19 protein-coding genes are annotated in these 25,763 nt (G+C 61.8%); 3 read left to right on the plus strand and 16 right to left on the minus strand.

The features are described from left to right. The coding region (locus tag CI603_RS07730; RefSeq protein ID WP_395947976.1) for an RCC1 domain-containing protein at positions 1-2,303 on the plus strand (2,303 nt) is incomplete at its 5' end. A gap of 260 nt (positions 2,304-2,563) precedes the next feature. Continuing rightward, positions 2,564-3,367, plus strand: coding sequence for a Bax inhibitor-1/YccA family protein (locus tag CI603_RS07735; protein WP_121913664.1), 804 nt, complete (start codon positions 2,564-2,566; stop codon positions 3,365-3,367). A gap of 51 nt (positions 3,368-3,418) precedes the next feature. On the opposite strand, the gene acnA is transcribed toward CI603_RS07735, so the two are convergent. From acnA to CI603_RS07800, 13 genes are all read right to left on the minus strand, one after another. Beyond that, entirely contained in the window at positions 3,419-6,148 is a 2,730-nt protein-coding gene (gene acnA / locus CI603_RS07740) for an aconitate hydratase AcnA (protein WP_121913665.1), read from the minus strand. Between the two features lie 111 nt (positions 6,149-6,259). Next, complete coding sequence (locus CI603_RS07745; RefSeq protein ID WP_121913666.1) at positions 6,260-8,746, minus strand: HAD-IC family P-type ATPase; 2,487 nt, start codon at positions 8,744-8,746, stop codon at positions 6,260-6,262. Continuing rightward, positions 8,730-9,374, minus strand: a complete 645-nt coding sequence (locus CI603_RS07750) for a substrate-binding domain-containing protein (protein WP_121913667.1) — start codon at positions 9,372-9,374, stop codon at positions 8,730-8,732. Before CI603_RS07750 ends, CI603_RS07745 begins: the two co-directional genes overlap by 17 nt. Before the next feature lies 1 nt (position 9,375). Next, entirely contained in the window at positions 9,376-10,662 is a 1,287-nt protein-coding gene (locus tag CI603_RS07755; protein ID WP_121913750.1) for a class I SAM-dependent RNA methyltransferase, read from the minus strand. Next, positions 10,655-11,341, minus strand: a complete 687-nt coding sequence (locus CI603_RS07760; RefSeq protein WP_110425098.1) for a DUF3159 domain-containing protein — start codon at positions 11,339-11,341, stop codon at positions 10,655-10,657. The genes CI603_RS07755 and CI603_RS07760 overlap by 8 nt, the downstream gene beginning before the upstream one ends. Before the next feature lie 4 nt (positions 11,342-11,345). Further along, the gene (locus CI603_RS07765) at positions 11,346-12,194 is read right to left on the minus strand and encodes a DUF3710 domain-containing protein (RefSeq protein ID WP_046322756.1); all 849 of its coding nucleotides are present in this window, start codon (positions 12,192-12,194) and stop codon (positions 11,346-11,348) included. 37 nt (positions 12,195-12,231) lie between these two features. Then, positions 12,232-14,226, minus strand: a complete 1,995-nt coding sequence (locus CI603_RS07770; RefSeq protein WP_121913668.1) for an ABC transporter ATP-binding protein — start codon at positions 14,224-14,226, stop codon at positions 12,232-12,234. A gap of 11 nt (positions 14,227-14,237) precedes the next feature. Beyond that, complete coding sequence (locus tag CI603_RS07775) at positions 14,238-15,227, minus strand: ABC transporter permease (RefSeq protein WP_121913669.1); 990 nt, start codon at positions 15,225-15,227, stop codon at positions 14,238-14,240. Positions 15,228-15,258: 31 nt separating this feature from the next. Further along, complete coding sequence (locus tag CI603_RS07780) at positions 15,259-16,185, minus strand: ABC transporter permease (protein WP_121913670.1); 927 nt, start codon at positions 16,183-16,185, stop codon at positions 15,259-15,261. Between the two features lie 190 nt (positions 16,186-16,375). Next, positions 16,376-18,037 (minus strand): ABC transporter substrate-binding protein, encoded by a 1,662-nt coding sequence (locus tag CI603_RS07785; protein ID WP_121913671.1) that lies wholly within the window; start codon positions 18,035-18,037, stop codon positions 16,376-16,378. Positions 18,038-18,166: 129 nt separating this feature from the next. Next, complete coding sequence (locus CI603_RS07790) at positions 18,167-19,837, minus strand: ABC transporter substrate-binding protein (RefSeq protein ID WP_121913672.1); 1,671 nt, start codon at positions 19,835-19,837, stop codon at positions 18,167-18,169. 227 nt (positions 19,838-20,064) lie between these two features. Then, the gene (locus CI603_RS07795; RefSeq protein ID WP_121913673.1) at positions 20,065-21,741 is read right to left on the minus strand and encodes an ABC transporter substrate-binding protein; all 1,677 of its coding nucleotides are present in this window, start codon (positions 21,739-21,741) and stop codon (positions 20,065-20,067) included. Between the two features lie 150 nt (positions 21,742-21,891). Next, the gene (locus CI603_RS07800) at positions 21,892-22,857 is read right to left on the minus strand and encodes a tyrosine recombinase XerC (protein ID WP_259465517.1); all 966 of its coding nucleotides are present in this window, start codon (positions 22,855-22,857) and stop codon (positions 21,892-21,894) included. 84 nt (positions 22,858-22,941) lie between these two features. Here CI603_RS07800 and CI603_RS07805 point away from each other — a divergent pair, with 84 nt between their 5' ends. Further along, positions 22,942-23,211, plus strand: a complete 270-nt coding sequence (locus tag CI603_RS07805) for a DUF6725 family protein (protein ID WP_121913752.1) — start codon at positions 22,942-22,944, stop codon at positions 23,209-23,211. Here the strand turns inward: CI603_RS07805 and CI603_RS07810 are convergent. From CI603_RS07810 to CI603_RS07820, 3 genes are all read right to left on the minus strand, one after another. Then, on the minus strand, positions 23,201-24,238 hold the full coding sequence (locus CI603_RS07810) for a prephenate dehydrogenase/arogenate dehydrogenase family protein (RefSeq protein ID WP_183122294.1): 1,038 nt from the start codon (positions 24,236-24,238) through the stop codon (positions 23,201-23,203). The two genes, CI603_RS07805 and CI603_RS07810, sit on opposite strands and share 11 nt — an antisense overlap. 65 nt (positions 24,239-24,303) lie before the next feature. Then, positions 24,304-25,290, minus strand: coding sequence for a prephenate dehydratase domain-containing protein (locus tag CI603_RS07815; RefSeq protein ID WP_121913675.1), 987 nt, complete (start codon positions 25,288-25,290; stop codon positions 24,304-24,306). After that, a complete protein-coding gene (locus tag CI603_RS07820) occupies positions 25,287-25,751 on the minus strand; it encodes an alcohol dehydrogenase (protein ID WP_121913676.1) in 465 nt (154 codons plus the stop codon). Before CI603_RS07820 ends, CI603_RS07815 begins: the two co-directional genes overlap by 4 nt. Positions 25,752-25,763 lie beyond the last annotated feature (12 nt).

Raw genomic sequence — 25,763 nt, forward strand, 5'->3', positions numbered from 1 at the left:
AATTTAATAGTAACGCCAGGAGTCTTGTCCCTGTGCGCGTACGCGATCCCGACAGCACCACTGATACGAGCAAAGGACTGAAAGTCACACAAGTCAGCGCCGGATACAATTATTCGTTGGCCGTAGGAAGCGACGGATACGCATACGCATGGGGACACAACGGGTTTGGCCAGCTCGGCAACGACAGCATCCCCACGGGGCAATTTAATAGTAACGCCAGGAGTCTTGTCCCTGTGCGCGTACGCGATCCCGACAGCACCACTGATACGAGCAAAGGACTGAAAGTCACACAAGTCAGCGCCGGATACAATTATTCGTTGGCCGTAGGAAGCGACGGATACGCATACGCATGGGGACACAACGGGTTTGGCCAGCTCGGCAACGACAGCATCCCCACGGGGCAATTTAATAGTAACGCCAGGAGTCTTGTCCCTGTGCGCGTACGCGATCCCGACAGCACCACTGATACGAGCAAAGGACTGAAAGTCACACAAGTCAGCGCCGGATACAATTATTCGTTGGCCGTAGGAAGCGACGGATACGCATACGCATGGGGACACAACGGGTTTGGCCAGCTCGGCAACGACAGCATCCCCACGGGGCAATTTAATAGTAACGCCAGGAGTCTTGTCCCTGTGCGCGTACGCGATCCCGACAGCACCACTGATACGAGCAAAGGACTGAAAGTCACACAAGTCAGCGCCGGATACAATTATTCGTTGGCCGTAGGAAGCGACGGATACGCATACGCATGGGGACACAACGGGTTTGGCCAGCTCGGCAACGACAGCATCCCCACGGGGCAATTTAATAGTAACGCCAGGAGTCTTGTCCCTGTGCGCGTACGCGATCCCGACAGCACCACTGATACGAGCAAAGGACTGAAAGTCACACAAGTCAGCGCCGGATACAATTATTCGTTGGCCGTAGGAAGCGACGGATACGCATACGCATGGGGACACAACGGGTTTGGCCAGCTCGGCAACGACAGCATCCCCACGGGGCAATTTAATAGTAACGCCAGGAGTCTTGTCCCTGTGCGCGTACGCGATCCCGACAGCACCACTGATACGAGCAAAGGACTGAAAGTCACACAAGTCAGCGCCGGATACAATTATTCGTTGGCCGTAGGAAGCGACGGATACGCATACGCATGGGGACACAACGGGTTTGGCCAGCTCGGCAACGACAGCATCCCCACGGGGCAATTTAATAGTAACGCCAGGAGTCTTGTCCCTGTGCGCGTACGCGATCCCGACAGCACCACTGATACGAGCAAAGGACTGAAAGTCACACAAGTCAGCGCTGGATACGATCATTCACTGGCCATGGATAGCAACGGGAACGCGTACGCCTGGGGAGACGACAAGTATGGCCAGCTCGGCGACAGGACAACCATACAACAGACTACACCGGTTATGGTAAAGAAACCTGATCACAAGACGTATGCGGACCTGCCTGAGGATTTCACTTACGTGCAGGTGAGCGCTGGAGGCGATCATTCGCTGGCCGTGGGCAGCGACGGATACGCCTACGCATGGGGATACAACTACTATGGCCAGCTCGGCAACAACACCAGCGACGACCATTCGTCTATCCCTGTGCGCGTGCTCGATCCTGACAGCCCCACTGATGCAAGCAAAGGACTGAAAACCATACAGGTAAGCGGCGGACAAGAGCATTCGCTGGCCGTGGACAGCGAGGGACACGTGTACGCATGGGGATTAAACAGCTATGGCCAGCTCGGCGACAATACCAGAAACAATCGGACAATCCCCGTGAAAGTGTTCGTCTCCAATCGGTCCACAAGCTCGGCCTACCACTTGCTAAACGCCGTACTAGTGAGTGGCGGTTGGCGGCATTCGCTGGCGATCAGCACGGACGGAAACGCCAACGCATGGGGAGAAAACCGGTATGGCCAGCTCGGCGACAACTCCAGAAACGACTCGAACGTTCCTGTGCCGGTGGTGTTCCCCCTGCCACCGGTAATCACCGGCATCAGATTCGACACCAGCCCGGGCATGAACCTGACGCGCGGCGACGGCAGCAGCGTCACCGTGACCACGCCCGCACATTTGCCGGGCACGGTCACGGTCAGCGTGGACTACACGCTGGGCGGCGCACCCCAAACGCCGGACACATCCTTGAGGTACACGTACCTGCCAGCAGACGTGCTCCCCCGTGCCGGCGGGCAGGGCATCCTGCTCGCCCTGGCCACCGGCCTGACCGGCATGGGCGGGGTCTTGGCATCGCGCCGCCACCGGAAGGAACAACACCAACTGCTTCATGCTTCGCACGAGTAAGAGCGGCCGGGCGGCGTATCAATCCCCCGCTCCCGGCCTATCAAGGGGGAGCAGGGAGGACCGTGCCAATTTAAGGCTCAAACCCCAAGAGAGCCAACACATCCCTCCCGCGCCCCCACCACAACACTCCGTCCACCCCGCCATGACGGCCACCCCCGCCTGATTCCAGCCAGAGCAAACACCCTTTATACCGCCAAACCAACCATGTAGACTTAAATAAGACGACCATCCGCCACAGGCGGGAAGACAAGGAGGAGCAGATGGCTTTCAACGGGAATCCGCGGCCGCAGGCCCCATACGGTCAGTACGCGCAGCAGCCGATGCCGACCATGCAGGGCGGTGAGCCCTACGGCATGGGTTCGCCCATCGACACCAACGCAGCATACAGCTTTGAAAAGGCGGAACGGGTCTCCATGTCCCGTGCCTATGCGGAGATGGCCGTCGGCCTGCTGGTCACCGCCCTGACCGCCTACCTGACAGCCCGGACCGGTCTGCTCCTGGCCTTCATGCAGGCCACGGGCACCTTGGGCTGGATCGGCATGGCCGTGGTCCAGGTGGCCTTCGCCATGGTCCTGAGCGTCCGTGTTATGCGCATGCGCACCTCCACCGCCCGGGTCATGTTCTACATCTATGCGGCCCTGATGGGCTTCACCCTGAGCACCATCTTCATGACCTACTCCCTGCCGTCAATCATGCTGACCCTGGTGATCAGCGCAGGCTTCTTCTTCGTCCTGAGCATGCTGGGGCTGACCACGCGGCGCAACATGCTGGGCATGGGGTCCATCTTCATGGCCGGCCTGCTCATGCTGATCCTGGTCCAGGTGGTCATGCTTTTCGTGGCCCCCTCCAACACGGCCCTGCGCGTGGTCTCGGCCATCGGCATCATCCTCTTCGCCGGGCTCACCATGTACGACGCCCAACAGACCAGGGTCATCTTCGCCACCTACCGCAGCCAGGGGCCGGAAGCCATCAAGCGAGTCTCCATCCTCTGCGCACTCAACCTCTACCTGGACTTCGTCAACCTCTTCCTCTACATCCTGGACCTGGTCGGCGATCGCAACTGACAAGGAAATCCCCGCCCCTGGCATTGGTGGCGGGGATTTTTTATATCTTCTTCAGGCTTCCTGGTTAGCTCTGGACAGCAGACCACGCAGCACGTACTGCAGGATGCCGCCGTTGCGGTAATACTCCGCCTCGCCAGGTGTGTCGATACGCACCTTGGCCTCAAACTCCACCTTGCTACCATCGGGCCGCTGAGCCCGCACCTGAACCTGCTCGGGCAGGGAGCTGTTCAGGGCATCGACGCCGATCAGGTCATAGGTCTCCTGGCCATCCAGACCCAGGCTCTGGGCCGACTGACCCGCTGGGAACTCCAGCGGCAGCACGCCCATGCCGATCAGGTTGCTGCGGTGGATGCGCTCGAAGGACCTGGCGATGACAGCCCGCACACCCAGCATCCTTGTGCCCTTGGCCGCCCAATCCCTTGAGGAGCCTGTGCCGTACTCACTGCCGGCCAGTATCACCAGGGGCGTGCCCTGCCTGGCGTAGTCCTGTGCCGCCTCGAAGATGGTCGTCTCCTGACCATCCAGGAAGTCGTAGGTGAACCCTCCCGGGCGCACATCCAGCCCCACCGAGGCCAGCAGCTGATTGCGCAGACGGATGTTGCCGAAGGTGCCCCTGACCATGACCTCGTGGTTGCCGCGCCGGGAGCCGTAGGAGTTGAAGTCCCTGGGGGCTATGCCATGTTCCTGCAGATAGCGGCCGGCCGGAGCGTCAGCCTTGATGGCCCCTGCAGGCGAGATGTGGTCGGTGGTGACCGAATCCCCCAGCAGGGCCAGCACCCGGGCCCCATGGATGTCTCCCAGGCGGTCGGGCTGGGCCTTCATGCCGTCGAAGAAGGTCTGGCGACGGATGTAGGTGGAATCCTGGTCCCAGTGGAAGAGCTCGCCCTCCGGCACCTCCAGCTTCCGCCAGCGCTCATCCCCGCCGAAGACATCCGCATAGTCGCGCAGGTACATGTCCCGGTCCAGGGCGGTGCCCACCACGGACTCGATGGCCTCCTGGGAGGGCCAGATGTCCGCCAGCATGACTGGTTTGCCCTGGTTGTCCTGGCCCAGGGGGTCGCGCCAGGGGTCGAAGTCCATGGTGCCTGCCAGGGCGTAGGCCACCACCAGGGGCGGCGAGGCCAGGTAGTTCATCTTCACATCCGGGCTGATGCGCCCTTCGAAGTTCCTGTTGCCCGAGAGCACAGCCGTCACCGTCAGGTCATGATCGGCGATGGCCTGGTGAATGGCCGGGTCCAGAGGGCCGGAGTTGCCGATGCAGGTGGTGCAGCCGTAGCCGACCAGCTCGAAGCCCAGGGCGTCCAGGTCCTCGCTCAAGCCGGTCCGGGTCAGATAGTCCGTCACCACCTGGGAGCCAGGAGCCAATGAGGTCTTGACCCAGGGCTTGGGCTTGAGGCCCCGGGCGCGTGCCAGGCGGGCCAGAAGACCAGCAGCCACCATGACCGAGGGGTTGGAGGTGTTGGTGCATGAGGTGATAGCCGCAATGACCACATCCCCGTCCCGCAGGCTGAACTCGCTGCCGTCGGCCTTCTTGACCGGCACAGCCTCGCCGTTGTCCCTGCCCTGGTCGCTGTAATCCTTGAGGTCCCGATGGAAGGTCTTTTGGGCCTGGTCCAGCAGGATGCGGTCCTGAGGCCGCCGGGGGCCGGCGATGGATGGCCGCACCGTAGACAGGTCCAGCTCCAGCACCTGCGAATACTCAGGCTCGGGGCAGTCGGCATCCTCCGGGTCCATCCACAAGCCGTTGGCCTTGGCATAGGCCTCCACCAGGCGCACATGGTCGTCGCTGCGACCGGTCAGACGCAGGTAGTCCAGGGTGATTCGGTCGATGGGGAAGATGGCGCAGGTGGAGCCGAACTCAGGGCTCATGTTGCCCAGGGTGGCCCGGTTGGCCAGGGGGACCTGGGCCAGACCCTTGCCGTGGAACTCCACGAATCGGCCCACCACTCCCACCTCGCGCAGCATCTGGGTCACGGTCAGCACCACGTCAGTGGCGGTGACCCCCTCGGGAATCGATCCGGTCAGTTTGAAGCCCAAGACCTGGGGCACCAGCATGGAGATGGGCTGGCCCAGCATGGCCGCCTCGGCCTCGATGCCGCCCACGCCCCAGCCCAGCACGCCCAGGCCGTTGACCATGGTGGTGTGGGAGTCGGTGCCCACGCAGGAGTCGGGGTAGACCAGAGCCGGCCCCTCTCCCTGGGTCCTGTCCCTGCGCATTACCACTTGGGCCAGATACTCCAGGTTGACCTGGTGGATGATGCCGGTGCCCGGGGGCACCACGCGGAAGTTTTGGAAGGCCTGCTGGCTCCAGCGCAGGAAGCGGTAACGCTCACTGTTGCGCTGGTATTCAAGATCCATGTTGTGCTCCAGGGCGCCGGGCACGCCCGAGCTGTCCACCTGGACGGAGTGGTCGATGACCATCTGCGCGGGGATGAGCGGGTTGACCAGGGAAGGGTCGTCGCCCAGGGCCTTGACGACGTCGCGCATGGTGGCCAGGTCGACCATACAGGGCACGCCGGTGAAGTCCTGCATGAGCACCCGGGCGGGGCTGAACTGGATCTCCCTATCAGGCTGGGCCTTGGGGTTCCAGTTCAGAAGTTGGTCCAGTTGGTCCCGGGTCACCGTGGTTCCGTTCTGGTGCCGCAGCAGATTCTCAGCCAGGATGCGCAGGCTGTAGGGCAGGTGATCAATCCCCGGCAGGTCGCTGATTCGGTAGTATTCGAACTCCTCGGAGCCCACCTTGAGCTTGGAACGACCGGCATCTTGTGCGGATTCTGACATGCACCACCCCTTCCTTGGACGCTCAGGCATTAGTCCTTGCGCCCATGTGGACCGGCGGCGGGAGAACCCCAAGCCGTCAGCGACGCTTATCTGTGCTTTTGAGGTTCATTCTTAGCGCCCATGTGTTACCTGACGGATGTAACGTGCGCATGCTGGATAGCCGAGGACGGCCAGAACCATGAGCAGAGCACCAACCAGGGCGAAGGCCACGGTGGCGGCCAGGGCAGGACCAGTGGGCAGACTGATGGCGAAGAACTGCGCCACTATGGGAATCAGGGCTCCGATCACTCCGGCTGCGGCGAAGAAGAGGACCAGTAGGCCCCTCCAGGAGCGCAGAGGTCGGGCCACCTGGGTCAGGACTAGCACGCCCATGCAGAAGAGAATGATGGCGCAGACGGACCGCCAGCGTCCCAGATCCCCGGGCCGAGCCAGGTTCAGGTCCAACAGAACGGGCAGGCTCCAGGCCGCCGCCAGCACAATGAAAGCCGTGGCGATGCCCGAGGGCAGGGCGAAGGTAACCACCCGCTTGAGGAAGCCGGGCCGGTAGCGCCTGGTGTTGTGGGCCAGCGCCAGGAAGAAGGCCGGTGTGCCGATGGTCAGGGCGCCGATGTAGGTGATGTGCCGTGGCAGGTAGGGGAAGGGGATGCCGGTCAGGACCACGCCCAGGGAGATCAGGGCCGAGTAGACGGTCTTGACCAGGAAGAGGCCGGCCACACGCTCCATGTTGGCCATGACTTGCCGACCCCGGGCCACCACGTCAGGCAGATGGGAGAAGCGCGAATCCACCAGGACCAGCTGGGCCACGGCCTTAGTGGCGGCCGCAGCATTGCCCATGGCGATGCCCAGATCCGCCTCTTTGAGGGCCAGGGAGTCGTTGACCCCGTCGCCGGTCATAGCCACTGTGTGACCCTTCAGGTGCAGGGCCTGGACGATGGCCTTCTTCTGGTCGGGCAGAACCCGGCCCAGCACGTCCACGTCCTCCAGGACCTCGGCCAGAGCTGCCGTGTCTTCGGGCAGCTGACGGGCATCCATGGCCCGGGGTGCCCGGTCGCCGGTCAGACCCACCTTGCTGGCGATGGCCGCCACCGTGGCCGGGTTGTCGCCCGAAATGACCCGGCAGCGCACGCCCTGTTGACGGAACCATGCCAGGGTCTCGGCAGCGTCGTCGCGGATGTGCTCAGAGCAGGTGATCAGGGCCAGGGGCTTCAGGTTCCCGGGCAGATCGGGACTGCTGGTGAAGTAGTCAGACTGGTCGGTGCTCGGATACCCATCGGGGGCGGCCAGCATCAGCACCCGGTAGCCGCGGTCGGCTAGGTCGGCCACTTGCTGATCCACCTGGGGCCATCTGCCCGCCTGGGATGCCAGGAGCACCTCCGGGGCGCCGAAGTACCAGATCCGCCCGGACTGGTCGGCAACGGCGCTCCACTTGCGGGCCGAGGAAAAGGGCAGGCGGCTGACGGCTCTGCCGGGGTGCGGGTCATCCATCCCCTTGAGGATGGCTCGGCCGGTGGCGTTGGGGCTCTCCTCTGCGCAGACGTCCACCAGGGCCTGCCGGAGCTGCTGTGCCGGCAGATCCTCGGCCAGCTGGTGCAGGTCGTTATAGACGATGCCCCCGTCGGTGATGGTGCCGGTCTTGTCCAGATTCAGGGCATCCACCCTGGCCAGGGTCTCCACGGACTCCATCTGCTGGACCAGGGTCTGATGCCGGGCCAGGCGGATGGCGGCCAGGGCGAAGTTCAGGGAGGTCAAGAGGACCAAACCCTCGGGGATCATGCCCACAACACCGGCCACGGCAGACACCACAGCCTGCCGCCAGGCTCCCGTGGCCAGCGCCGTCTGGAAGCCGCCCACGGTCCGCATCTGGGTGAAGATGAGCAGCAGACAGAGGGGAATGACCACTACCGTCATGACCTTGAGGATGGTGTTGATGCCCTCGTTCAGGTCAGAGCGAACCTTCTTGTAGACCTTGGCCTTGGCCGTCAGCGTGGCGGCGTAGGAGTCGGCGCCCACGGCGGTCACCTGGGCCAGAGCCATGCCCGAGACGGCTGTGGAACCCGAGTAGACCTGGTCGCCCGGCTTGTGCTTGACTGTGCGCGACTCACCGGTCAGCATGGACTCGTCCAGCTCCAGACCGTAGGTGTCGATGATCTGCGCGTCGGCGGGCACCTGATCCCCGGAGCGGATCCAGAGCAGGTCACCCTTGACGATGGCATCGTGGGGCACGGTCAGGTTGCGCCCATCCCTGCGCACCGTGTAGTCGGACGCCACCAGGATGGACAGCCCGTCCAGGGTGTGCTTGGCCTTGAGCTCGGTGGCCACGCCAATGCCTGTGTTGATGATGATGATCAGGCCGAAGACCGCGTCTTTCCACTGCCCGGTCAGCAGGACCACCACCATGGCGGTCAGGATGATCCCGTTGAAGAGGGTGAAGACGTTGTCGCGGATGATCTGGCCCAGGCTGCGCGAGGTTTGGTCCTGGGAGACGTTGACAAGGCCCTGAGCCTTCAGCTGCTCCACCTCCTGGGAGCCCAGCCCCGGCCGATCGGTGTCCGGAAAGCCTGTGCCCGATTTCGGCTCTTGCTCACTGCCCGTGCTCATCCTCGGCCCCCTCTCGGTCGGCGCTCAAGCGCACGGCCATGATCCTTGCATGCGGTCCGTCGTCCACAATGGTCTGCAGGGCGTCTGCCAGCAAGGGCGCGTGCGGATGCCCAGCAGAATCCACCGGATGGACCGTAGCCGCATAGTAGAGCCTACCTGGGTCAGGGGTCCAAGCCTTGGCGCTTTGAGCGAACTCCACCACAGGGATACCCGCCTTTCGGGCCGCCTTCAGAGCCGAGCTCCAGTCGCCAGCTCCAGGTTGGCGAATCAGAATCAGACTCACCCCGCGGTTGACTGCATCCTGCACCCCATCCTGCTGATCGCTGGTGGACTGCGCTGAGGAGAAATAGCCCTTCATGCGCTCCGCCTCCAACGATGCCAGGATGCGGCCGTCAAGACCCGCATCCGGGTTCTTGCCACCCGTCTGCGGACAGCCAATCAAAGCCACTAGTATGTCGGAGCGATCGACACCGTCATGAGGCACGGTGCCATCATTCCAGGAGTCGCCCACGGCCCTGTCCTTTGGGGCACAGCCGGTCAGCATGGGCAAGCCTGCCAACAGGGCGACCGCCATCAACAGACCGCAGAGCCGCCTGACCACTGCCAAGACCCGCCCGGCGCGGTTCAAGTCAGCGCCGCCTTCCCGCCGTGCGGGTGAAGACCGCCACCGTCTCCACGTGGTGGGTCATCGGGTAGATGTCAAAGGCCTCAAGATGCTTGGGACTATAGCCTAGGGAAATCAGGGTGGACGTATCCCTAGCCAGGCTGGTCGGATCGCAGGCCACATAGATGATGGTCCCAGCCCCGCTGGCGGCCAGCAGTCGACAGACCGCAGCCTTGGCGCCGGCTCTAGGAGGATCAAGTAGGATCAGGTCGGGATGGCCCAGTCCCTTGGGCGGACCTCCAGTCAAAACCTTGGCCACATCACCTCGGCGCAGGACCACTCGGTCCAGTCCAGCCCGTTTCACATTGTTTTTCGCACTGGCAATGGCTCCGGCGGAACCCTCCACAGCCAGGAGCCGGGCTCGTCCGTCCGCCAGGGCAGCCAGGGGCAGGGTGAAGAGACCTGATCCGCAGTAAAGATCCCAGATGACCGGCTCAGCGACCCCAGCCAGGGCCCTCTTAGCCTGGTCCAATACCGCCTTGGCCAGTACGACCGGAGCCTGACGGTGAACCTGCCAGAATCCGTCAGCCTGGACCCGGTACTCAGGTCCCGTCCCTGCCTCCAACCGCTCTGTTAGCAGGCGGCTCCCCTGGCGCAGACGGCCATTGACCAGCAGGGCGTAGTTGTCGCCAACCGGTCCCCCATCGCGCGGCTGGGGCGCAGCCAGACGTATACGGGCTCCTGCGGGCAGGCCGCCTTCCCAGATACCCAGGTCCTCGGCCAGCTTCAGCAACTCCTGCGTAGCAAGGGGCATGGTCTGAATCGGTAGACGGTCATGCGAACCCCGCCGACGCATGGAGGGACGGCCCTGTTCGTCGGCCACCAGCTCGATTCGGGTCCTCCAGTGTAGACCGCCCAACTCTTCATCGCCTGGAACCCGAGCCACAGGCACCTGGACATCCACCCCACCCAGCCGGGCCATCTGCTGGCCGATCAGATCGGCCTTCCAAGCCAGCTGACCGGGAAGGCTCACGTGAATCAAATCGGCGCCGCCCAGTCCTCCTCCCCAGGCCAGCGGTCCAGCCAGGGGCCAGACTGGCTCACGGCGGTCAGGACTGGCCTCCAGCACTTGAGTGATCTCGCCTGTGGCGAATCTACCGGCTCGGCCGTGAGGTTCGTCCAAAAGAACCTCCACCAGCTCCCCAGGCAGGGCAAAGCGGACGAAGACCACCCGGCCGTCCTCCAAGTGGCTCACGCAACGGCCCTGGTCGGCATAGCGTTCGATGCGCAGACGAACCCTGGTTTCAGTCATGATCGGCATGGACCTCCTGGTCGACCTGGCGACGATGATAAGGGCCTCCGATCAGCAGCCAGCTGATCCAGATGCCCAGAGCAAACAGGGGCAGGCCCAGAATCAAACGCGCTGCGCCGAGGAACCCGACGGAGCCGGCCATGTAGAGCGGCAGCTGAACCAGCAGACGAAGCGCAAAGACGGCGATCCAGACCAAGGTGGCCTGGGTATAGGCCCGAATCAGATCAGGTTCGCCCCGCCAGGAGACCAGCCATTGCTTCCAGCCTGAGACGACGGGTCGGCGCAAATACTCCACCAGCAGGCCTATGCCGGGCATCCGTGCCAGCAGTGAGGCGGCCAAAACGATAATCCAGAATCCGTTGGTCAGGAATCCTGGCAGGTAATAGTTGCGGGCATCCCGGGTCAACCATGCAGCCACCAAGCAGATGCCCACCGAGAGCAAACCGGTCAGAGCTCCCAGAAAAGACTGCCGCTGGACCAGACGAATCAAGAGTTGCAACAGGGCCAGGGCTGCTGAAACCGCAACGGTCAGACCCAGACGGCCGGTCACCAGGAAGAAAAGCAGAAATACCAGTCCTGGCAGCAAGGACTCGACGATCCCCCGCCATCCGCCGATGGCCTCCATGACGGAGAAATCGTCGTCGGCCAGCGCTGCCAGCCCGGAATGCTTCTGCTTCACAGCCTTAGCGAACCTCCGAGAACATGGGTCCGCGAGACAGTGTGGTCTTCACCTCGGTCTGCTGGTCCGAGTCGAAGGGCCCCTCCGGCTTGCCAGGAATCTGCGCGCTCTCATCGTCCTTGGACTCCGAGTCTTCAGCTTCCCCGCGGCGCTGATTGGGGGTGATGGGCGCATGCATGGGAACCAGGTCACGAGGGGCCAGAGGCTCATCACCACGGACCACCACCAGGTCGGCCAGGTAACCGTCAAGAACATCCTTCTCCTTGCCGCCCTTGGCTGCCGGGCCGGAGAAGATGCCACGCAGCATCCAACGGGGTCCGTCGATGCCCACCACCCGAGTCAGCAGGTTCTTGCCCTTGACCTTGACAGGCAGGGTCAGCTCCTTGCCAAAGACGCCGTCCACCTCCTTGCAGGAGGGGTTGGCCTTTAGCAGGTCGGCCCGAACCTCGTCCCACAGGCCTAGAGACTTGGGGGCAGCGAAGGGCTCCAACTCCAGACTGGAAGACTTATAGGTGATGGTGGCTCCCAGCACGTCGCCGGTCTGCGAGTTGGCCTTGAGCCTCAGCTCGCTGCCCTGCAGGAAGGGAAGCATCAGGGCGCCGATGTCCAGATACTCATCGGTGTCGGGCGCCTCGGGATCCATGCTGTCCCAAGGGCCTTGGCCGCTCTGCTCGGCTTCGTCCTGCTTCGCAGCCGTCTCGTCACGATCCGTCTCTGACGTCAGATCAGATTGCTCAGTGGATTCCTCAGCGTCCTTGGACTTGTCGAGCCCCTTGGACTTGTCCTCCTCATCCTTGACGTCCTCCTCGGCCTGCCTCTTGGCGCGTTTCCTGCCGAAACCGAACAATCCCATGATGCCTCATTTCCTTGTGAGTCTGTGCAAAGGATACCTAGTCGAGACCCAAGCGCAGCTTGCCGCCTGGAATGGCGTCCAGCAGATCCTTGGTGTACTGGCGCTGCGGATGGTCGAAGACCTCGTCGGTGGTGGCGTGCTCCACCAGCCGGCCGTGCTGCATGACCACCACCTCGTCAGCGATCTGCCTGACCACGGCCAGATCGTGGGTGATGAACAGGTAGCTCAGCCCTTGCTCGGCCTGCAGATCGTTGAGCAGCCGCAGCACCTGGTCCTGGACCAGCACGTCCAGGGCGGAGACGGCCTCGTCGCAGATGATCACATCCGGATTCAGGGCCATGGCCCGAGCGATGGCTATGCGCTGACGCTGACCGCCGGAAAGCTCGTTGGGGTAACGCCCCATGACCGACTCAGGCATCTCCACCATGTTCAGCAGCTCCTTGACCCGCTTCTGCCTGGACTTGGCGTTGCCGATCTTGTGGATGCGCAGGGGCTCCTCGATGGAGCGGTAGATGGAGTACATGGGGTCCAGGGAGCCGTAAGGGTTCTGGAAGACCGGCTGCACGTGTCGCCGAAACTCCATGAGCTGACGGCTGCCGAAACCGGCGATGTCCTGGCCCTCGTAGGTCACCCGACCCGAGGTGGGCTTGAGCAGGTGCAGAACCATGTTGGCCACGGTGGACTTGCCCGAGCCGGACTCCCCCACGATGGCCAGGGTGGTTCCCCGCTTGACCGAGAAGGAGACGTCGTCCACTGCCTTGAACATCTCCTTACGACGCGGCAGCCTGAACTCGCGTGTCAAGTGCTCCACAGTGATGACGTGCTCGCTACGCTCCAAGGTGCTCTCGCCCTTGACGTGGTGCTCCAGCAGCCCTTCGGCATCCTGACCACGCTGCTTGGCGGATATGATGCGCTGGGAGGCCAGCGAGGGCGCAGCTTGGACCAGCCGCTTGGTGTAGGGGTGCTGGGGGTGTTGCAGGACCTCCAGGCTGGGCCCGGACTCCACCACCTGGCCCCGGTACATGACCACGATATGCTGGGCGCGCTCGGCCGCCAGACCCAGGTCGTGTGTGATGAAAAGCACCGCGGTGCCCAGGGATTCGGTCAGGCTGCGCAGGTGGTCCAGAATCCGCTTCTGGACGGTCACGTCCAGGGCGCTGGTGGGCTCATCCGCAATCAGTAGGTCAGGGCGGGAAGCCAGGCCGATGGCGATCAGGGCGCGCTGGCGCATGCCGCCGGAGAACTCATGCGGATACTGCCGTGCCCTGGTTGCGGCCTCGGGCAGCCCGGCCTCCGACAACAGACCGGCGATACGGTCATCCATATCCGAACCGGTCACATGCTCCTTGGCCAGCGTCCAGGCTTTGTCGTCACTCACACCGGCGTCAATCAGGGACTTTGCCACACCCCATCGGGTCTCAGAACCCACATCCCACTCGGCCTTCATGGCCTCCATGGTCTTGTCCACGTCAGCAACCCCGGCGTCGCTCAGGGCCTGGCGAGCGGCCTCGAGCAGACCAGGCAGGTCCTTGGAGGAGATGAAGAGCTCGTCGTCAGACTTCTTTACTTTCACCTCTTCGTCGCTAGCCAGAGCCTTGGCCAGCCGGGAGCGCTTCTCCCGGGAGACATCCATGTGGTTGGCGGTCAGCGCCTCCTTGACCTGGGAACCGATGCGCCAGACCGGGTTCAGATTGCTCATGGGGTCCTGCGGGACCAGGCCCACCTGGGAGCCGCGTAGTGCCTCGTAGTCCTTGCGGTCCAAGCCCACCAGCTCGCGACCCTTGAGTCGGATACTGCCGCCGGTCACCTTGCCGGTGCCGGGTAGAAGGCCCAGCACAGCCATGGCCGAGGTGGACTTGCCCGAGCCGGACTCCCCCACGATGGCCACCCACTGGCCGGGGTAGACGTTGAAGGAAGCGTCACGAACTGCGTGAACAGTGCGCCCATCGGCGGTGAAGTCCACCTGCAGGTCCCTCACGTCGAGCAGAGGCTGCTGCTGATTGGTGGTCATGTTCTTGTCTGCTTCAGTCATGCTTCCTCCACTCAGGCCGTTCTACTCTTGGGATCCAACGCATCCTTGACCGCGTCACCCATCATGATGAAGGCCAACACAGTGATGGCCAGGGCTGCGGAGGGATAGAAGAGGACCGAGGGATTGGTGGTCAGGAGGCTCTGGGCCGTCGAGATATCCCCTCCCCAGGAGACCACTGTGGAGGGTAGGCCGATGCCCAGAAAGCTCAGAGTGGCCTCAGAGACGATGTAGCTACCCAGCGACATGGTAGCCATGACAATGACCGGAGCCAGTGAGTTGGGCAGGATATGCCGGAAGAGGTTGCGCAGAGGCGTGGAGCCCAAGGCCGTGGATGCGGTATTGAACTCCAGGTTCTTGGCTTCCAGGACGGCGCTTCGGGTGATACGTGCCATGTTGACCCAGCCGAAGAGGGTCAGAGTCAGTATGATCTTCCACAGTGAGGTGGAGGTACGGAACATCTGCAGGAGCACGATGGCACCCAAGATCATAGGGATGGCGAAGAAGATGTCGGTGATGCGGCTGAGTACTGCGTCGACCCAGCCCCCGAAGAATCCAGCGATTGCGCCGATGAGTCCGCCGAAGACGGTGACCAGGATGGTGGTCATGACGCCGATGGCCACCGAGGTCCGAGCCCCATGGATGACGCGGCTGTAGACATCGCAGCCCTGCAGGTCGAAGCCGAAGGGGTGTCCCGGCCGACCTGGCTCCACAGAGTTGGACAGGTTGCAGGCCATGGGGTCCTGCTTGGCGAAGAGGTTGGGGAAGAGGGCCACTAGGATGACCACAATCGCCAGGATTGCAGAGATGATGAAGAGCGGGTTGCGCCTCAGGGTCTTCCAGGCATCGGCCCACATGCTGGTAGGCGGCACGTCCTCATCCACCGAATCCACCTCGCGCAGTGGTGTCTCGTCAATGGGGGCCACGAACCGCTCCTGCCCCGGCAGGGGGTCCGGGAAGTATACGTGGACCTGGCTTTCGTTCTGTTCGCTTGACTCGTTCATTGCCGTTTCACTCATAGTCGGTCCCTCTCCCTCACGCATACCGGATTCGCGGATCGAGCACTGCGTAGAGCAGGTCGACCAGGAGGCTGGTTATGACGAAGATCAGGACCAGAATGGTCACGATGGAAACCACCAGGGTGCCTTCGCCCCTCAGGATGGCCTGGTAGAGGGTGTTGCCCACGCCCTGGATGTTGAAGATGCGCTCGGTGATCATGGCCCCGCCCATGAGTCCACCGATGTCAGCGCCCAAGTAGGTGACTACGGGAATCAGGGAGTTGCGCAATACATGCCGGACGATGACGGATCGGTTGCTCATGCCCTTGGCCCGGGCCGTGCGCACATAATCCTCAGAGATGTTGGAAGTGATCTCCGTTCTGGTCAGACGGATGATGGAGGCCATGGATACCGACCCCAGCACGATGGCCGGCATGAGCAGATCAATAAAGCCCGGATTGGCTCCGGCCGTGGCTGGCAGCAGATGCCATTTGACACCAAACAGGTACTGCAGGATGAAGCCGGTGACGAAGGTAGGCACCGAAATCAGCAGCAGGGAGAGGACCAGGATGATGTTGTCCGACCACTTGCCCTTGGTCAGGCCGCCGATGATGCCGAAGATCACACCGAAGATGCCCTCGAAGACGAAGGCCATCAAGGCCAGCTTGATAGTCACCGGGAAAGCCCTGCCGATCACACTGACCACGGGCTGACCGGCGAAGGTGTTGCCGAAGTTCAGGGTCAGCGCGTTCTTCAGGAAGAGCACATACTGCACGATGAAGGGCTTGTCGAGATTATATTCCGAACGTATCTGTGCGGCAACGGCCTGATTGACCGGCTTGTCCCCGAACATGGCGGCCACAGGGTCACCAGGAAGCGCGAAGACCAGCGCGTATATCAGCAGTGTCGTGCCGAGAACGACGGGGATCATCTGCAGAATACGTCGCAGAAGATATTTTCCCATCGGCTATTCTCCTTTGTCATCCGCGACCGGGATCGGCATGGGGATCGGGGCCGCCGCAAAAATTCTTGTTTGAGTCTACCAGCACACCTCAACAGGGGTGTAAGAACACCAGGGCCGGCGCGGAGTAAATCCTTCCGCGCCGGCCCGGGCGGTGTCAGTTTTAAGGTGCGGGATTCAGGCTCCCGTCACCTCACTTGCTGATGTTGTAGTAAGCGGGGACACCCTTCCAATTGAAGGAGAATCCCTTGATGTTCTTGGCGGCCACGCCGTTGGAATTCTGGTAGTAGAGCGGGACTGCGGGCAGGTCACGGAAGAGCAGCTCCTCGGACTGCTGATAGATCTTGTTGGCCTCGTCAATACCCTTGGCGGAGGCTGCCTTGTCCATCAGGTCGTCGAACTCGGGGTTCTTGTAGTCGCCGTCGTTGGACCCGTTGCCGTTGGCGGCCGAGCTGGCGAAGTTGCTGGACAGATAGCTCTCAGGCGAGGGGTAATCAGGCTGCCAACCGGAGCGGAAGGCCGAGTCGGTGAACTTGCGGTTCTGCACGTTGGAACGGAACTCGCTAAAGGTGGGCAGAGGGTTGCCCGAAGACTGGATTCCCAGGGCGTTCTTGATGGAGTTGGTGACGGCGTCGTAGATCTCCTTATGGGCACCATCGGCGTTGTAGGCGATCTTGAAGGTGTCGCCCTCGCCCCATGGGGAGATCTTGTTGGCCTCGGCCCAGAGCTCCTTGGCCTTGGACGGGTTGTACTTGAGCACGTCGGATCCCTTGATGCTGGTTGAATAGCCGGGGATAACAGGGGCGGTGAAGTCGTGGACCTCCTTGGCGGTTCCGGACAGCACTTTTTTGATGATGGTTGGCCGGTCGATGGACATGGAGATTGCCTGGCGACGGAGCTTGCCCTCCTGATCCTGGCCGAAGTGCTTCATGTAGGTAGGAATGGTGAACATCTGGATGACCGAGCCCGGGTCGTTGATGGCCTGGACCGTGTTGTCGGTCTGGAAGGTCTTGCGAGCCGAGGCAGGCAGGGTATCCAGCACGTCCAAGTTGCCGGCCTGAACGTCGCGGTAGGCTGCTGTGGCATCGGTGTAAGCGCGGAACTCAACGCCGCCGTTCTTGACCTTGACGCCGCCCTTGTATGAAGAATCCTTGACCAGCTTAATGGACTTGTTATGCTCCCAGGACTTGAACTTGTAGGGTCCAACGGTCACCGGCTTCTCGCCGAAGGCCTTGGTGTCCTTGTAGAAGGATTCAGGTAGCGGCGCGAAGGCGGTGTAGCCCACCTGGATGGGGAAGGTGGAAGAGGGCGAGGTCAGGTCCACGGTGAAGGTCTTGTCGTCGATGACCTTGAGGCCAGACAACTGGGCATCGCTAGGGGTGCCCTCCTTCTGCAGATCGTCATAGCCCTTGATGTTGGCGAAGAAGCTGGAACCCAGCTGCTTATTGGCGATGCTGGATGCCCAGGACCAGGCCTTGGTGAAGGACTGTGCGGTGACCGGGGTGCCGTCCGAGAACTTCCAGCCGTCGTTGATGGTCACCGTGTACTGGGTGTTGTCCTCGTTGGCCTTGATCTGCTTGGCGATCTCGTTGGCTGGCTTGCCCTTGTCGTCGAAGCGGACCAGCTTGGAGAACATGACGTCGATGGGGTTGCCGCCGCCCACCTCGTTGGTCATGCTGGGGATGAGTGGATTGGCCGGCTCCGGGTTGAAGACCGAGATCATGGCATCCGAGCTACCACCGTTGGTCCCCTTGGCTGAGGAGTCGGATCCGCCGGAACCGCCGCAGGCGCCCAGCGTGAGCGCCATGACGCACAGTCCGGCGCCAGCAATGGTCAGGGCCGATTGCTTCTTCATATATACTGCTCTTTCCTTTAGTTGGTTTCCCGAATCCGCTGCCAGTACATAAGACCCGGGCGCGAATCCGCTTTGGTGTGGATCCGGCCGGGTCAGCGACGACGGATTATGCCGTTTCCGGCACGATCATCACTTCTTCTTGGTTAACTCCGCGAAGTTTGGATAGCTGTTCCAGCCCAGAGTCAATCCCTGCACATTCTTGGCAGACGCTCCCTTGTTATTGGCGTAGTAGAGCGGCACCGCAGGCATGTCCTGCAGAAGGATCTCCTCAGCCTGCTGGAAAAGCTTGTTGGCCTCACTGGTGTCCTTAGCCTTGGCTGCCTGCTTTAGCAGATCATCGAACTTGGGGTTCTTGTAATCGCCATCATTGGACCCGTTACCATCGGCCGCAGAACTGGCAAAGTTGCTCAACAGATAGCTCTCAGGAGAAGGATAGTCGGGTGACCAGGCCGACCGGAAGGCCGCATCCTTGTAGGCGCGCTTGTTGACGTTGCCACGGAACTCGCTGAAAGTGGGTACGGGAGTGGCCTCGGCCTTGATCCCAAGCGTGTTCTTGATGGAGTTGGCCATGCCGTCATAGAAGTCCTTGGCACCGCCGTCGGCATTGTAGACCATTTGGAAACTCTTGTCAGCAGGCCACTTGCTGATGGCATCGGCCTTGGCCCAGGCATCCTTGGCCTTCTTGGCGTTGTACTTCAAATTATCGGAGCCCTTGAGATTCTTGGAGTAGCCAGGGATGGTCGGCGCGGTGAAATCGGTGGGCTGCACCCCCAGACCGCCCAGAACCTTGTCAATCAGCATCTTGCGATCCAGAGCCATGGAGATGGCCTGACGACGCAAGTGGCCCTCCTCATCCTGGCCGAAGTGTTCCATAGTGGTGGGGATGGTAAACATCTGCAGAACGGAACCAGGCTTGTTGTAGCCCTGAACCAAGTTGTCAGTCATGAAGGTTTTCTGGGCCGAGGTGGGGACGGTATCGATCGCGTCCAGGTTGCCTGCCTGCACATCGGAGTATGCCGAACCGACATCGGTGTAGACCTTGTAGTCGATGCCGCCGTTCTGGACCTTGACATCGCCCTTGTAGGCGGTGTTCTTGCGGAGCTTGACCATGGCGTTGTGCTGCCAGGACTCAAACTTGTAGGGACCCGAGCTGACCGGGTTCTCCCCATAGGCCTTGGTGTCCTTATAGAAGGACTCAGGCAGCGGCGCGAAGGCGGTGTAACCCACCTGGATGGGGAAGGTGGACGAGGGCGAGCTCAGATCCACGGTAAAGGTCTTGTCATCCACAACTTTCAGGCCGGACAACTGCCCGTCCGCGGGCGCGCCCTGCTTCTGCAGATCGTCATAACCCTTGATGTTGGCGAAGAAGCTGGAGCCCAGCTGGCCGTTGCTCACATTGGCTGCCCAGGACCAGGCCTTGGTGAAGGACTTGGCTGTGATGGGAGTGCCATCCGAGAACTTGCGCCCGTCGACCAGTGTGACCTTGTACTGGGACATGTCATCGTTGCCCTTGATCTCTGAAGCCAGATCATTGTGGGCCTTGCCCTGGTCGTCGAAGCGGACAAGCTTGGCGTTAATGGCGTCCACGACCTGCCCGCCGCAGCTCTCAACTGTGTTGCTGGGAATGAGCGGCTTGGCAGGCTCGCACCCATGGATCGAAACGACGGTATTGTTGCCTGACTGGCTGCTGGACGATTGCTGTGCGCCCTTGGTGTCTGAACCACCACCGCAGCCGCTTGCCAAAAGCGCCAAAGCACAGATGGTCGCGGACACGAGCGTAAGCTGTGAACCTTTCTTCATTGCTGCTGCTCCCTATATTTATATAATTTGCTGAGTGTCAACATAACGTCTCCAACCAAGGACACTAGGATGACCGAACCTCAAAGATCCCTGACAGACGTGTAAGCCACAATACGCCATATTCTGGTACGAAGATGTTTCGTAAGGCAAGTCTCATCTCATTAGCCGGTCTCAGGCCCGTAGCTGCTCGACGGAAACTCTGGCGCACATAGGGCTGTTCGCAATCATCACTGGTCCTTGGAAAGCTCCGCGAAGATCGGATAACCGTCCCAGCCCAGACGCATCCCGTGGACCTTCTTGGCGGACGCGCCATTGTTGGTGGGGTTGTAGAGCGGCACCGCAGGCATGTCCTGCAGAAGAATCTCCTCGGCCTGCTGGAAGAACTTGTTGGCTTCATTGGTGTCCTTGGCCATGGCAGCCTGCTTCAGCAACGAGTCGAACTTCGGATTCTTGTAGTCACCGTCGTTGGATCCGTTGCCATCGGCCGCAGAGCTGGCAAAGTTACTCATCAGGTAGCTCTCAGGCGAGGGATAGTCAGGCGACCAGGAGGATCTGAAGGCCGCATCATTGTAAAGGCGCTTTTTGATGTTGCCACGGAACTCACTGAAGGTGGGTACAGGGGTGGCCTCGGCCTTGATGCCCAGCGTGTTCTTGATGGAGTTTGCCATGCCGTCATAGAAGTCCTTGGAACCGCCATCGGCGTTGTAGAGCATCCGGAAGCTCCTGTCAGCAGGCCACTTGCTGATGGCATCAGCTTTTGCCCAGTACTCCTTGGCCTTCTTGGCGTTGTACTTCAAATTATCGGAACCCTTGAGGTGCTTGGCATAGCCTGGGATAGTCGGTGCGGTGAAGTCGGTGGGCTGCACACCCAGACCGCCCAGAACCTTGTCAATCAGCATCTTGCGGTCAATTGCCATGGAGATGGCCTGACGGCGCAGATGACCCTCCTGATCCTGTCCAAAGTGTTCCATGGCGGTGGGGATGGTGAACATCTGCAGACCGGAGCCGGGCTTGTTGTAGCTTTGCACCATGCTGTCGGTCATGAAAGTCTTGACAGCAGAGGTTGGAATCCTGTCGATCACATCCAGGTTGCCCGCCTGCACATCGGAATAAGCCGAACCCATGTCAGTGTAGACCTTGTAGTCGATGCCGCCGTTCTGAACCTTGACCTCCCCTCCGTAATCGCTGTTCTTGCTGAGCTTGACCATGGTGTTGTGCTGCCAGGAATCGAACTTGTAGGGACCCGAGCTGACCGGCTTCTCCCCGAAGGCCTTGGGATCCTTGTAGAAGGACTCAGGCAGCGGTGCGAAGGCGCCATAGCCCACCTGAATGGGAAAAGTGGACGAGGGCGAGATGAGGTCCACGGTGAAGGTCTTGTCGTCGATGACCTTCAATCCGGAGAACTGGGCATCCGCAGGCACACCCTGCTTCTGCAGATCGTCGAAGCCCTTGATGTTGGCAAAGAAGCTGGCATTCAGCTGGCCATTGTTCACATTGGCAGCCCAGGACCAGGCCCTGGTGAAGGACTTGGCCGTGATAGGGGTGCCATCAGAGAACTTGCGTCCGTCGACCAGGGTGACCTTGTACTGGGACATGTCATCGTTGCCCTTGATCTCCGAGGCCAGATCGTTGTGGGCCTTGCCCTGGTCGTCGAAGCGGACCAGTCTGGAGTTGATGGCATCAACGACCTGCCCGCCGCAGCTCTCCACTGTGTTGCTGGGAATGAGCGGCTGGGCCGGCTCACACCCATGGACCGAGACCACGGCGTTGTTGCTGGACTGGGTGCTGGACGACTGCTCGGCACCCTCGGTGTTGGTACTGCTGCCACTGCCGCAACCGCTTGCCAAAAGCGCCAAGGCACAAATGGTCGCGGACACGAGCGTAAGCTTTGAACCCTTTTTCATTGCTGCTGCTCCCTTTAACTGGTTCTCAACCTCGCGCATACACTTCGAAGGTACTGGACTGACGCACCTTGACTGACATGTAGGCTGCGATACGCCACATTCTGATACCAGGATGTTTCACAGGACAAGACTTGTCTCATTTGCCGAATCTCAAGCCCGTGGAAAAGCCTGCCTGTACCGGGCCCGCAACTGCTCGATGGAGACGTGGGTGTAACGCTGGGTGGTCCGCAGGGAGGAGTGACCCAGCATCTCCTGAACCTCGCGCAGGTCGGCTCCCCCATCCAGCATATGCGTGGCTGCCGAGTGACGAAGGGCATGGGGGGCTATGTCGGGAACCCCGGCCTTACCAGCCGCCTGATGAACCACCTTGCGGACCTGCCGCTGGCCAACCCTGCCGCCCAGCTGGCCCAGAAAGAGGGCTTGACCTGCTTTGCGGGCCGATTTGGCCGTTGCACCCGCCAGGACCGGCCGCCCCTCCCCCAGCCAGCGATCCAGCGCACGATCGGCGGGAAGACCATATGGCAGAACCCGCCCCTTGGAACCCTTGCCCAGGACCTTTACAGTGCGGCTGTGCCGGTGCACATCATCCAAGTCCAGTCCGCAGAGCTCGGCAACACGCATACCCGTGGCGTACAGCAGCTCCAGCATGGCCGCATCACGCACCTGCAAGGCCGCTTGAACTTTCTCATCCTCTCGGGGTTCAACCGAATTATGGTCGACCGTATCCATCAGGGTGCGAGCCTGATCGTGTGTCAGGATCCGTGGAAGGTGCTCGGACTGCTTGGGACTGCTCAGGGCCAGGGTGGGGTCGGCCTGGATCCGGCCGTGCCGGCTCAGCCAGCCAAAAAAGGACCTCAGTGCGGCCGTCTTTCGGGCCATAGTCGAGCGGGCGTGGGTCGATGCCTCGTGGGCCAGCCAGGACCTGATAGTGGCCAGATCGATCTGCGAGGGGTCATCAATGCCATGCAGATGCATCAGGTGCAGAAAGCCCGCCAAGTCGGCCCGGTAGGAGCGCACGGTGTTGGGACTCTTGCCCGCCACCCGGGAAAGATAGTCGGTGAAGTCCTGCAAATCCTGGTCCACTGCGGGCACTCCCTTCGCTTGGCTGCCTTTCATCTCCATGCAGTATGTGCAATACAGTCTAGGCGCTTTCGCCCTCGTCGCAGCCGCAGGTGATACTGATTCAGGAGGTGGATGGCCATGCGTTTGCCAGCAACCATACCGGCCGGAGCGCGGCTGGTGGTCAGGATTGCCCTGGGGCCAGACCCGGAAGACGGAAGGCCCAAGTTCCGCGACTACATAGGGCATGTGGTTGACTGGAACGGACGGCGGCTGATCCTGGACAGGGATCCAGCGGCCAACGGATCGCGTCCCGGGGAGCGCGTGACCCTCCAAGCAGAAGACATGGTGGCACTGAAGCCGGTCCCGGAACGCCGTTCGCCTCCGGACCCTCAGAATTTCAGTCGATGACCGGCGGGTGCAGCACCCGGGCCCTGCTGGTGGTCAGGAAGGCCGAGACCTGCTCGCCGCGCAAGGCCGAATCCAGCAGCTCCTGCCGCCAGTTGCCTTCCTGCGGATCCAATTCCAAATCGGTTGCGGACATCTGCTCCTGGTCGACCATGGCTGCCTTGTAGCGCCGGAAGGGATCGGCCTGAAGGAAGAAGTCCCGACGCTTTCCATCGGCCTCTGGCTCCTGGTCCCTCAAAAGAGAAGTTATGCCCTGCAGATTCTCGACCAGAACATCCAGAAGATCGGCCACTTGGTCGGCGTTCTCCTCCACCATGGCCCGGGTCCGTTCCGGGTCGGTCAGGGCTACACGGGTCATGTCCCGCCAGGATCCGGCCGCCAGAGCCGAGGCCACACGACGGTCAGACGATCTCGTCAGCATGTTGGCCAGGGCGGTGGCCACCACATGAGGCATATGCGAGATCAGTGCCGCAGCCCGGTCATGAGTGGCATCGTCCAGAGCAATCAGTCTGTTCCCCAGCCCCTGGGTGACCATATCGGCTACGGTCAGGAAGCGGCTGTAGTCCGTACGCTCATCGACGCAGAGGGCCCAGAGGGCATCTTCCAGCAGGGCAGGGTCCGAGTCTTCATAGCCGGAGCCCTCGCTGCCGGCCATGGGATGGGCGCCTACATAACGATCGGCCAGACCTGCCTGCTCGACCTGACGACGGACCGGACCCTTGACGCTGCCCACGTCGGTCAAGGTGGTGCCACGGGTCAGCACCGGCGCCAAGGCCTTGAGCACGTCGGGCATGGCACGCAAGGGTGTAGCCAGTACCAGCACGTCTGCTTTGCCCTTGGCCAGCTCCTCCAAGGTGTCCACGCAATGGATCCCTTGGCTGCGGGCCTGCTCGTAGGGACGGTCGTTATGGTTCCACGCAATCACGAATCGACCCCGGGCGGCGAGGCGTCGGGCCAGTGATCCGCCGATCAGACCCAGCCCTGCAACGGCAATCTTGTGGGCCGATGTCAGCACTGGTGAGGCGGCCATGCCCGCTATCGGGTGCATGTGCTCGGGCCCAGACAGGTCCATATGTGGGAAAGGCGCGGATTCATCTACCATAACAACTCCTTGCTGATCGTCTCGGAATCGGGGTCCTCACCCCGGAAGGCCCCCGCCCTGGGCAGCATCCATTCACGTATGGGTGGGGCTGGATGCGGGGTGCGCGGATGAACCGCCAGTGTCTTGAGCCAGTCCCCCCTTTCCAGCAGGTCGTCCAACACCTGGTGCAGGCCCTTCTGCCATGGTGCGGCGTCGATGCTGGCTACGAAACTGTAGGTCCCGTCGTGCCCCTTGATGGGCCGGGACATGAATGAGGTCATGTTCAAGCCTGCATCGCGCAGACGGTCCAACAGGTTCGCCAGCACGCCCGGACCCGTATTCAGGGGAATAAAGGTGATGATGGACTCGAAATCCCCGCCCGGCGCCAGGCGGCGTGCCAGCCCGGCGACCTGATTCCGGGGAGCCAACAGAAGAAAATCGGTTCGGGCCCCCTGATAGTCCTGCACCTCACGCCGATAGGTCTCCAGCCCGTAGAGGCTCCCACAGATGCGCGGACCCAGAGCCACCTGATCAGGGCCCAGATCACGGCAGGCCGCAGCGTTGGAGTTGGCTGTCACCGGATTCAGGCCGGTCTCTTTGATGAAGCCCTTGCACTGGGCCAGTCCGTGAGGGTGGGCGCCGACCTGGCTCAGGGGGCCATGGTCGGACCGGACGAAGGCGTCGAAAACGATGGGCAGACGGACCATGCTGAAGCCCGCTACCGCTTGAGCATCAATCAAGGCGTCCATGTTGGGCACCACATGGCCCTCCACGTTGTTCTCCCAGGCCAGCACTCCCCAGCCTCGGCCCTCCTCCACGGCGGCCACAATGGCAGCTGCATCCGTACAGGGACTCAGATCAGCCTGGCAGCCCAACCTTGTCTCCATGAGGTTGGTGGCCTCAAGGGCGGCCTGATGGGTGAAGGTCCCCTCGGGTCCCAGGAAGTGCAAAGGAATACGATCGGGCAGAGTCGCCGGTGATTCTGACAGAGCCTGACTCATGCGGACCGCCCCTGACGACGCAGGGGGCCGTCAGAAAACCAGGAGGCCGGCAGGCAGATGGCCAAGGTCTGGATCAGGACCAGCCCGCCCATCCAGAGGAAGACCGCATACTTGGCAAAGAATGTAGGGAAGTTGGCATAGGGCATGAGCACATCGCCGCCCGGCCCCCGCATGGAGAGCAGCCAGACCGTGACCGTGGAGGCCACCAGATGCAGGGCCAGGCCCATGGTGCCGCTATCGCAACGAACCCACCAGGCGGCCAGGGCCACCAGCAGATAGGCCAGGACCATCCCCCAAGGCAGACCCTGAGCGGCTCCGGAACGCTGGACCAGAGTACCCAGCACGCCCACCGCCAGCCCGATGGGCAGGCCCAGCAAACAACGGAAGGGACTTGCCTTGTCAGACTCCCCCGTCGAATGGGAGACGGTCTGGTCCTTGGATTTGGAAACCTGAGACTTCATGGATTCAAGACT

The organism is Bifidobacterium sp. wkB338, from assembly GCF_003688325.1.
In the GTDB taxonomy this organism is placed as follows: Bacteria; Actinomycetota; Actinomycetes; order Actinomycetales; family Bifidobacteriaceae; genus Bombiscardovia; species Bombiscardovia polysaccharolytica.

Excerpts from the sequence above, each read along its gene's own strand:
- CI603_RS07735 (WP_121913664.1), top strand. The coding sequence starts at position 2,564 with ATGGCTTTCAACGGGAATCCGCGGCCGCAGGCCCCATACGGTCAGTAC.
- acnA (WP_121913665.1), bottom strand. The coding sequence starts at position 6,148 with ATGTCAGAATCCGCACAAGATGCCGGTCGTTCCAAGCTCAAGGTGGGC.
- CI603_RS07745 (WP_121913666.1), bottom strand. The coding sequence starts at position 8,746 with ATGAGCACGGGCAGTGAGCAAGAGCCGAAATCGGGCACAGGCTTTCCG.
- CI603_RS07755 (WP_121913750.1), bottom strand. The coding sequence starts at position 10,662 with ATGACTGAAACCAGGGTTCGTCTGCGCATCGAACGCTATGCCGACCAG.
- CI603_RS07765 (WP_046322756.1), bottom strand. The coding sequence starts at position 12,194 with ATGGGATTGTTCGGTTTCGGCAGGAAACGCGCCAAGAGGCAGGCCGAG.
- CI603_RS07770 (WP_121913668.1), bottom strand. The coding sequence starts at position 14,226 with ATGACTGAAGCAGACAAGAACATGACCACCAATCAGCAGCAGCCTCTG.
- CI603_RS07775 (WP_121913669.1), bottom strand. The coding sequence starts at position 15,227 with ATGAACGAGTCAAGCGAACAGAACGAAAGCCAGGTCCACGTATACTTC.
- CI603_RS07780 (WP_121913670.1), bottom strand. The coding sequence starts at position 16,185 with ATGGGAAAATATCTTCTGCGACGTATTCTGCAGATGATCCCCGTCGTT.
- CI603_RS07785 (WP_121913671.1), bottom strand. The coding sequence starts at position 18,037 with ATGAAGAAGCAATCGGCCCTGACCATTGCTGGCGCCGGACTGTGCGTC.
- CI603_RS07790 (WP_121913672.1), bottom strand. The coding sequence starts at position 19,837 with ATGAAGAAAGGTTCACAGCTTACGCTCGTGTCCGCGACCATCTGTGCT.
- CI603_RS07795 (WP_121913673.1), bottom strand. The coding sequence starts at position 21,741 with ATGAAAAAGGGTTCAAAGCTTACGCTCGTGTCCGCGACCATTTGTGCC.
- CI603_RS07800 (WP_259465517.1), bottom strand. The coding sequence starts at position 22,857 with ATGAAAGGCAGCCAAGCGAAGGGAGTGCCCGCAGTGGACCAGGATTTG.
- CI603_RS07805 (WP_121913752.1), top strand. The coding sequence starts at position 22,942 with ATGCGTTTGCCAGCAACCATACCGGCCGGAGCGCGGCTGGTGGTCAGG.
- CI603_RS07810 (WP_183122294.1), bottom strand. The coding sequence starts at position 24,238 with ATGGCCGCCTCACCAGTGCTGACATCGGCCCACAAGATTGCCGTTGCA.
- CI603_RS07815 (WP_121913675.1), bottom strand. The coding sequence starts at position 25,290 with ATGAGTCAGGCTCTGTCAGAATCACCGGCGACTCTGCCCGATCGTATT.
- CI603_RS07820 (WP_121913676.1), bottom strand. The coding sequence starts at position 25,751 with ATGAAGTCTCAGGTTTCCAAATCCAAGGACCAGACCGTCTCCCATTCG.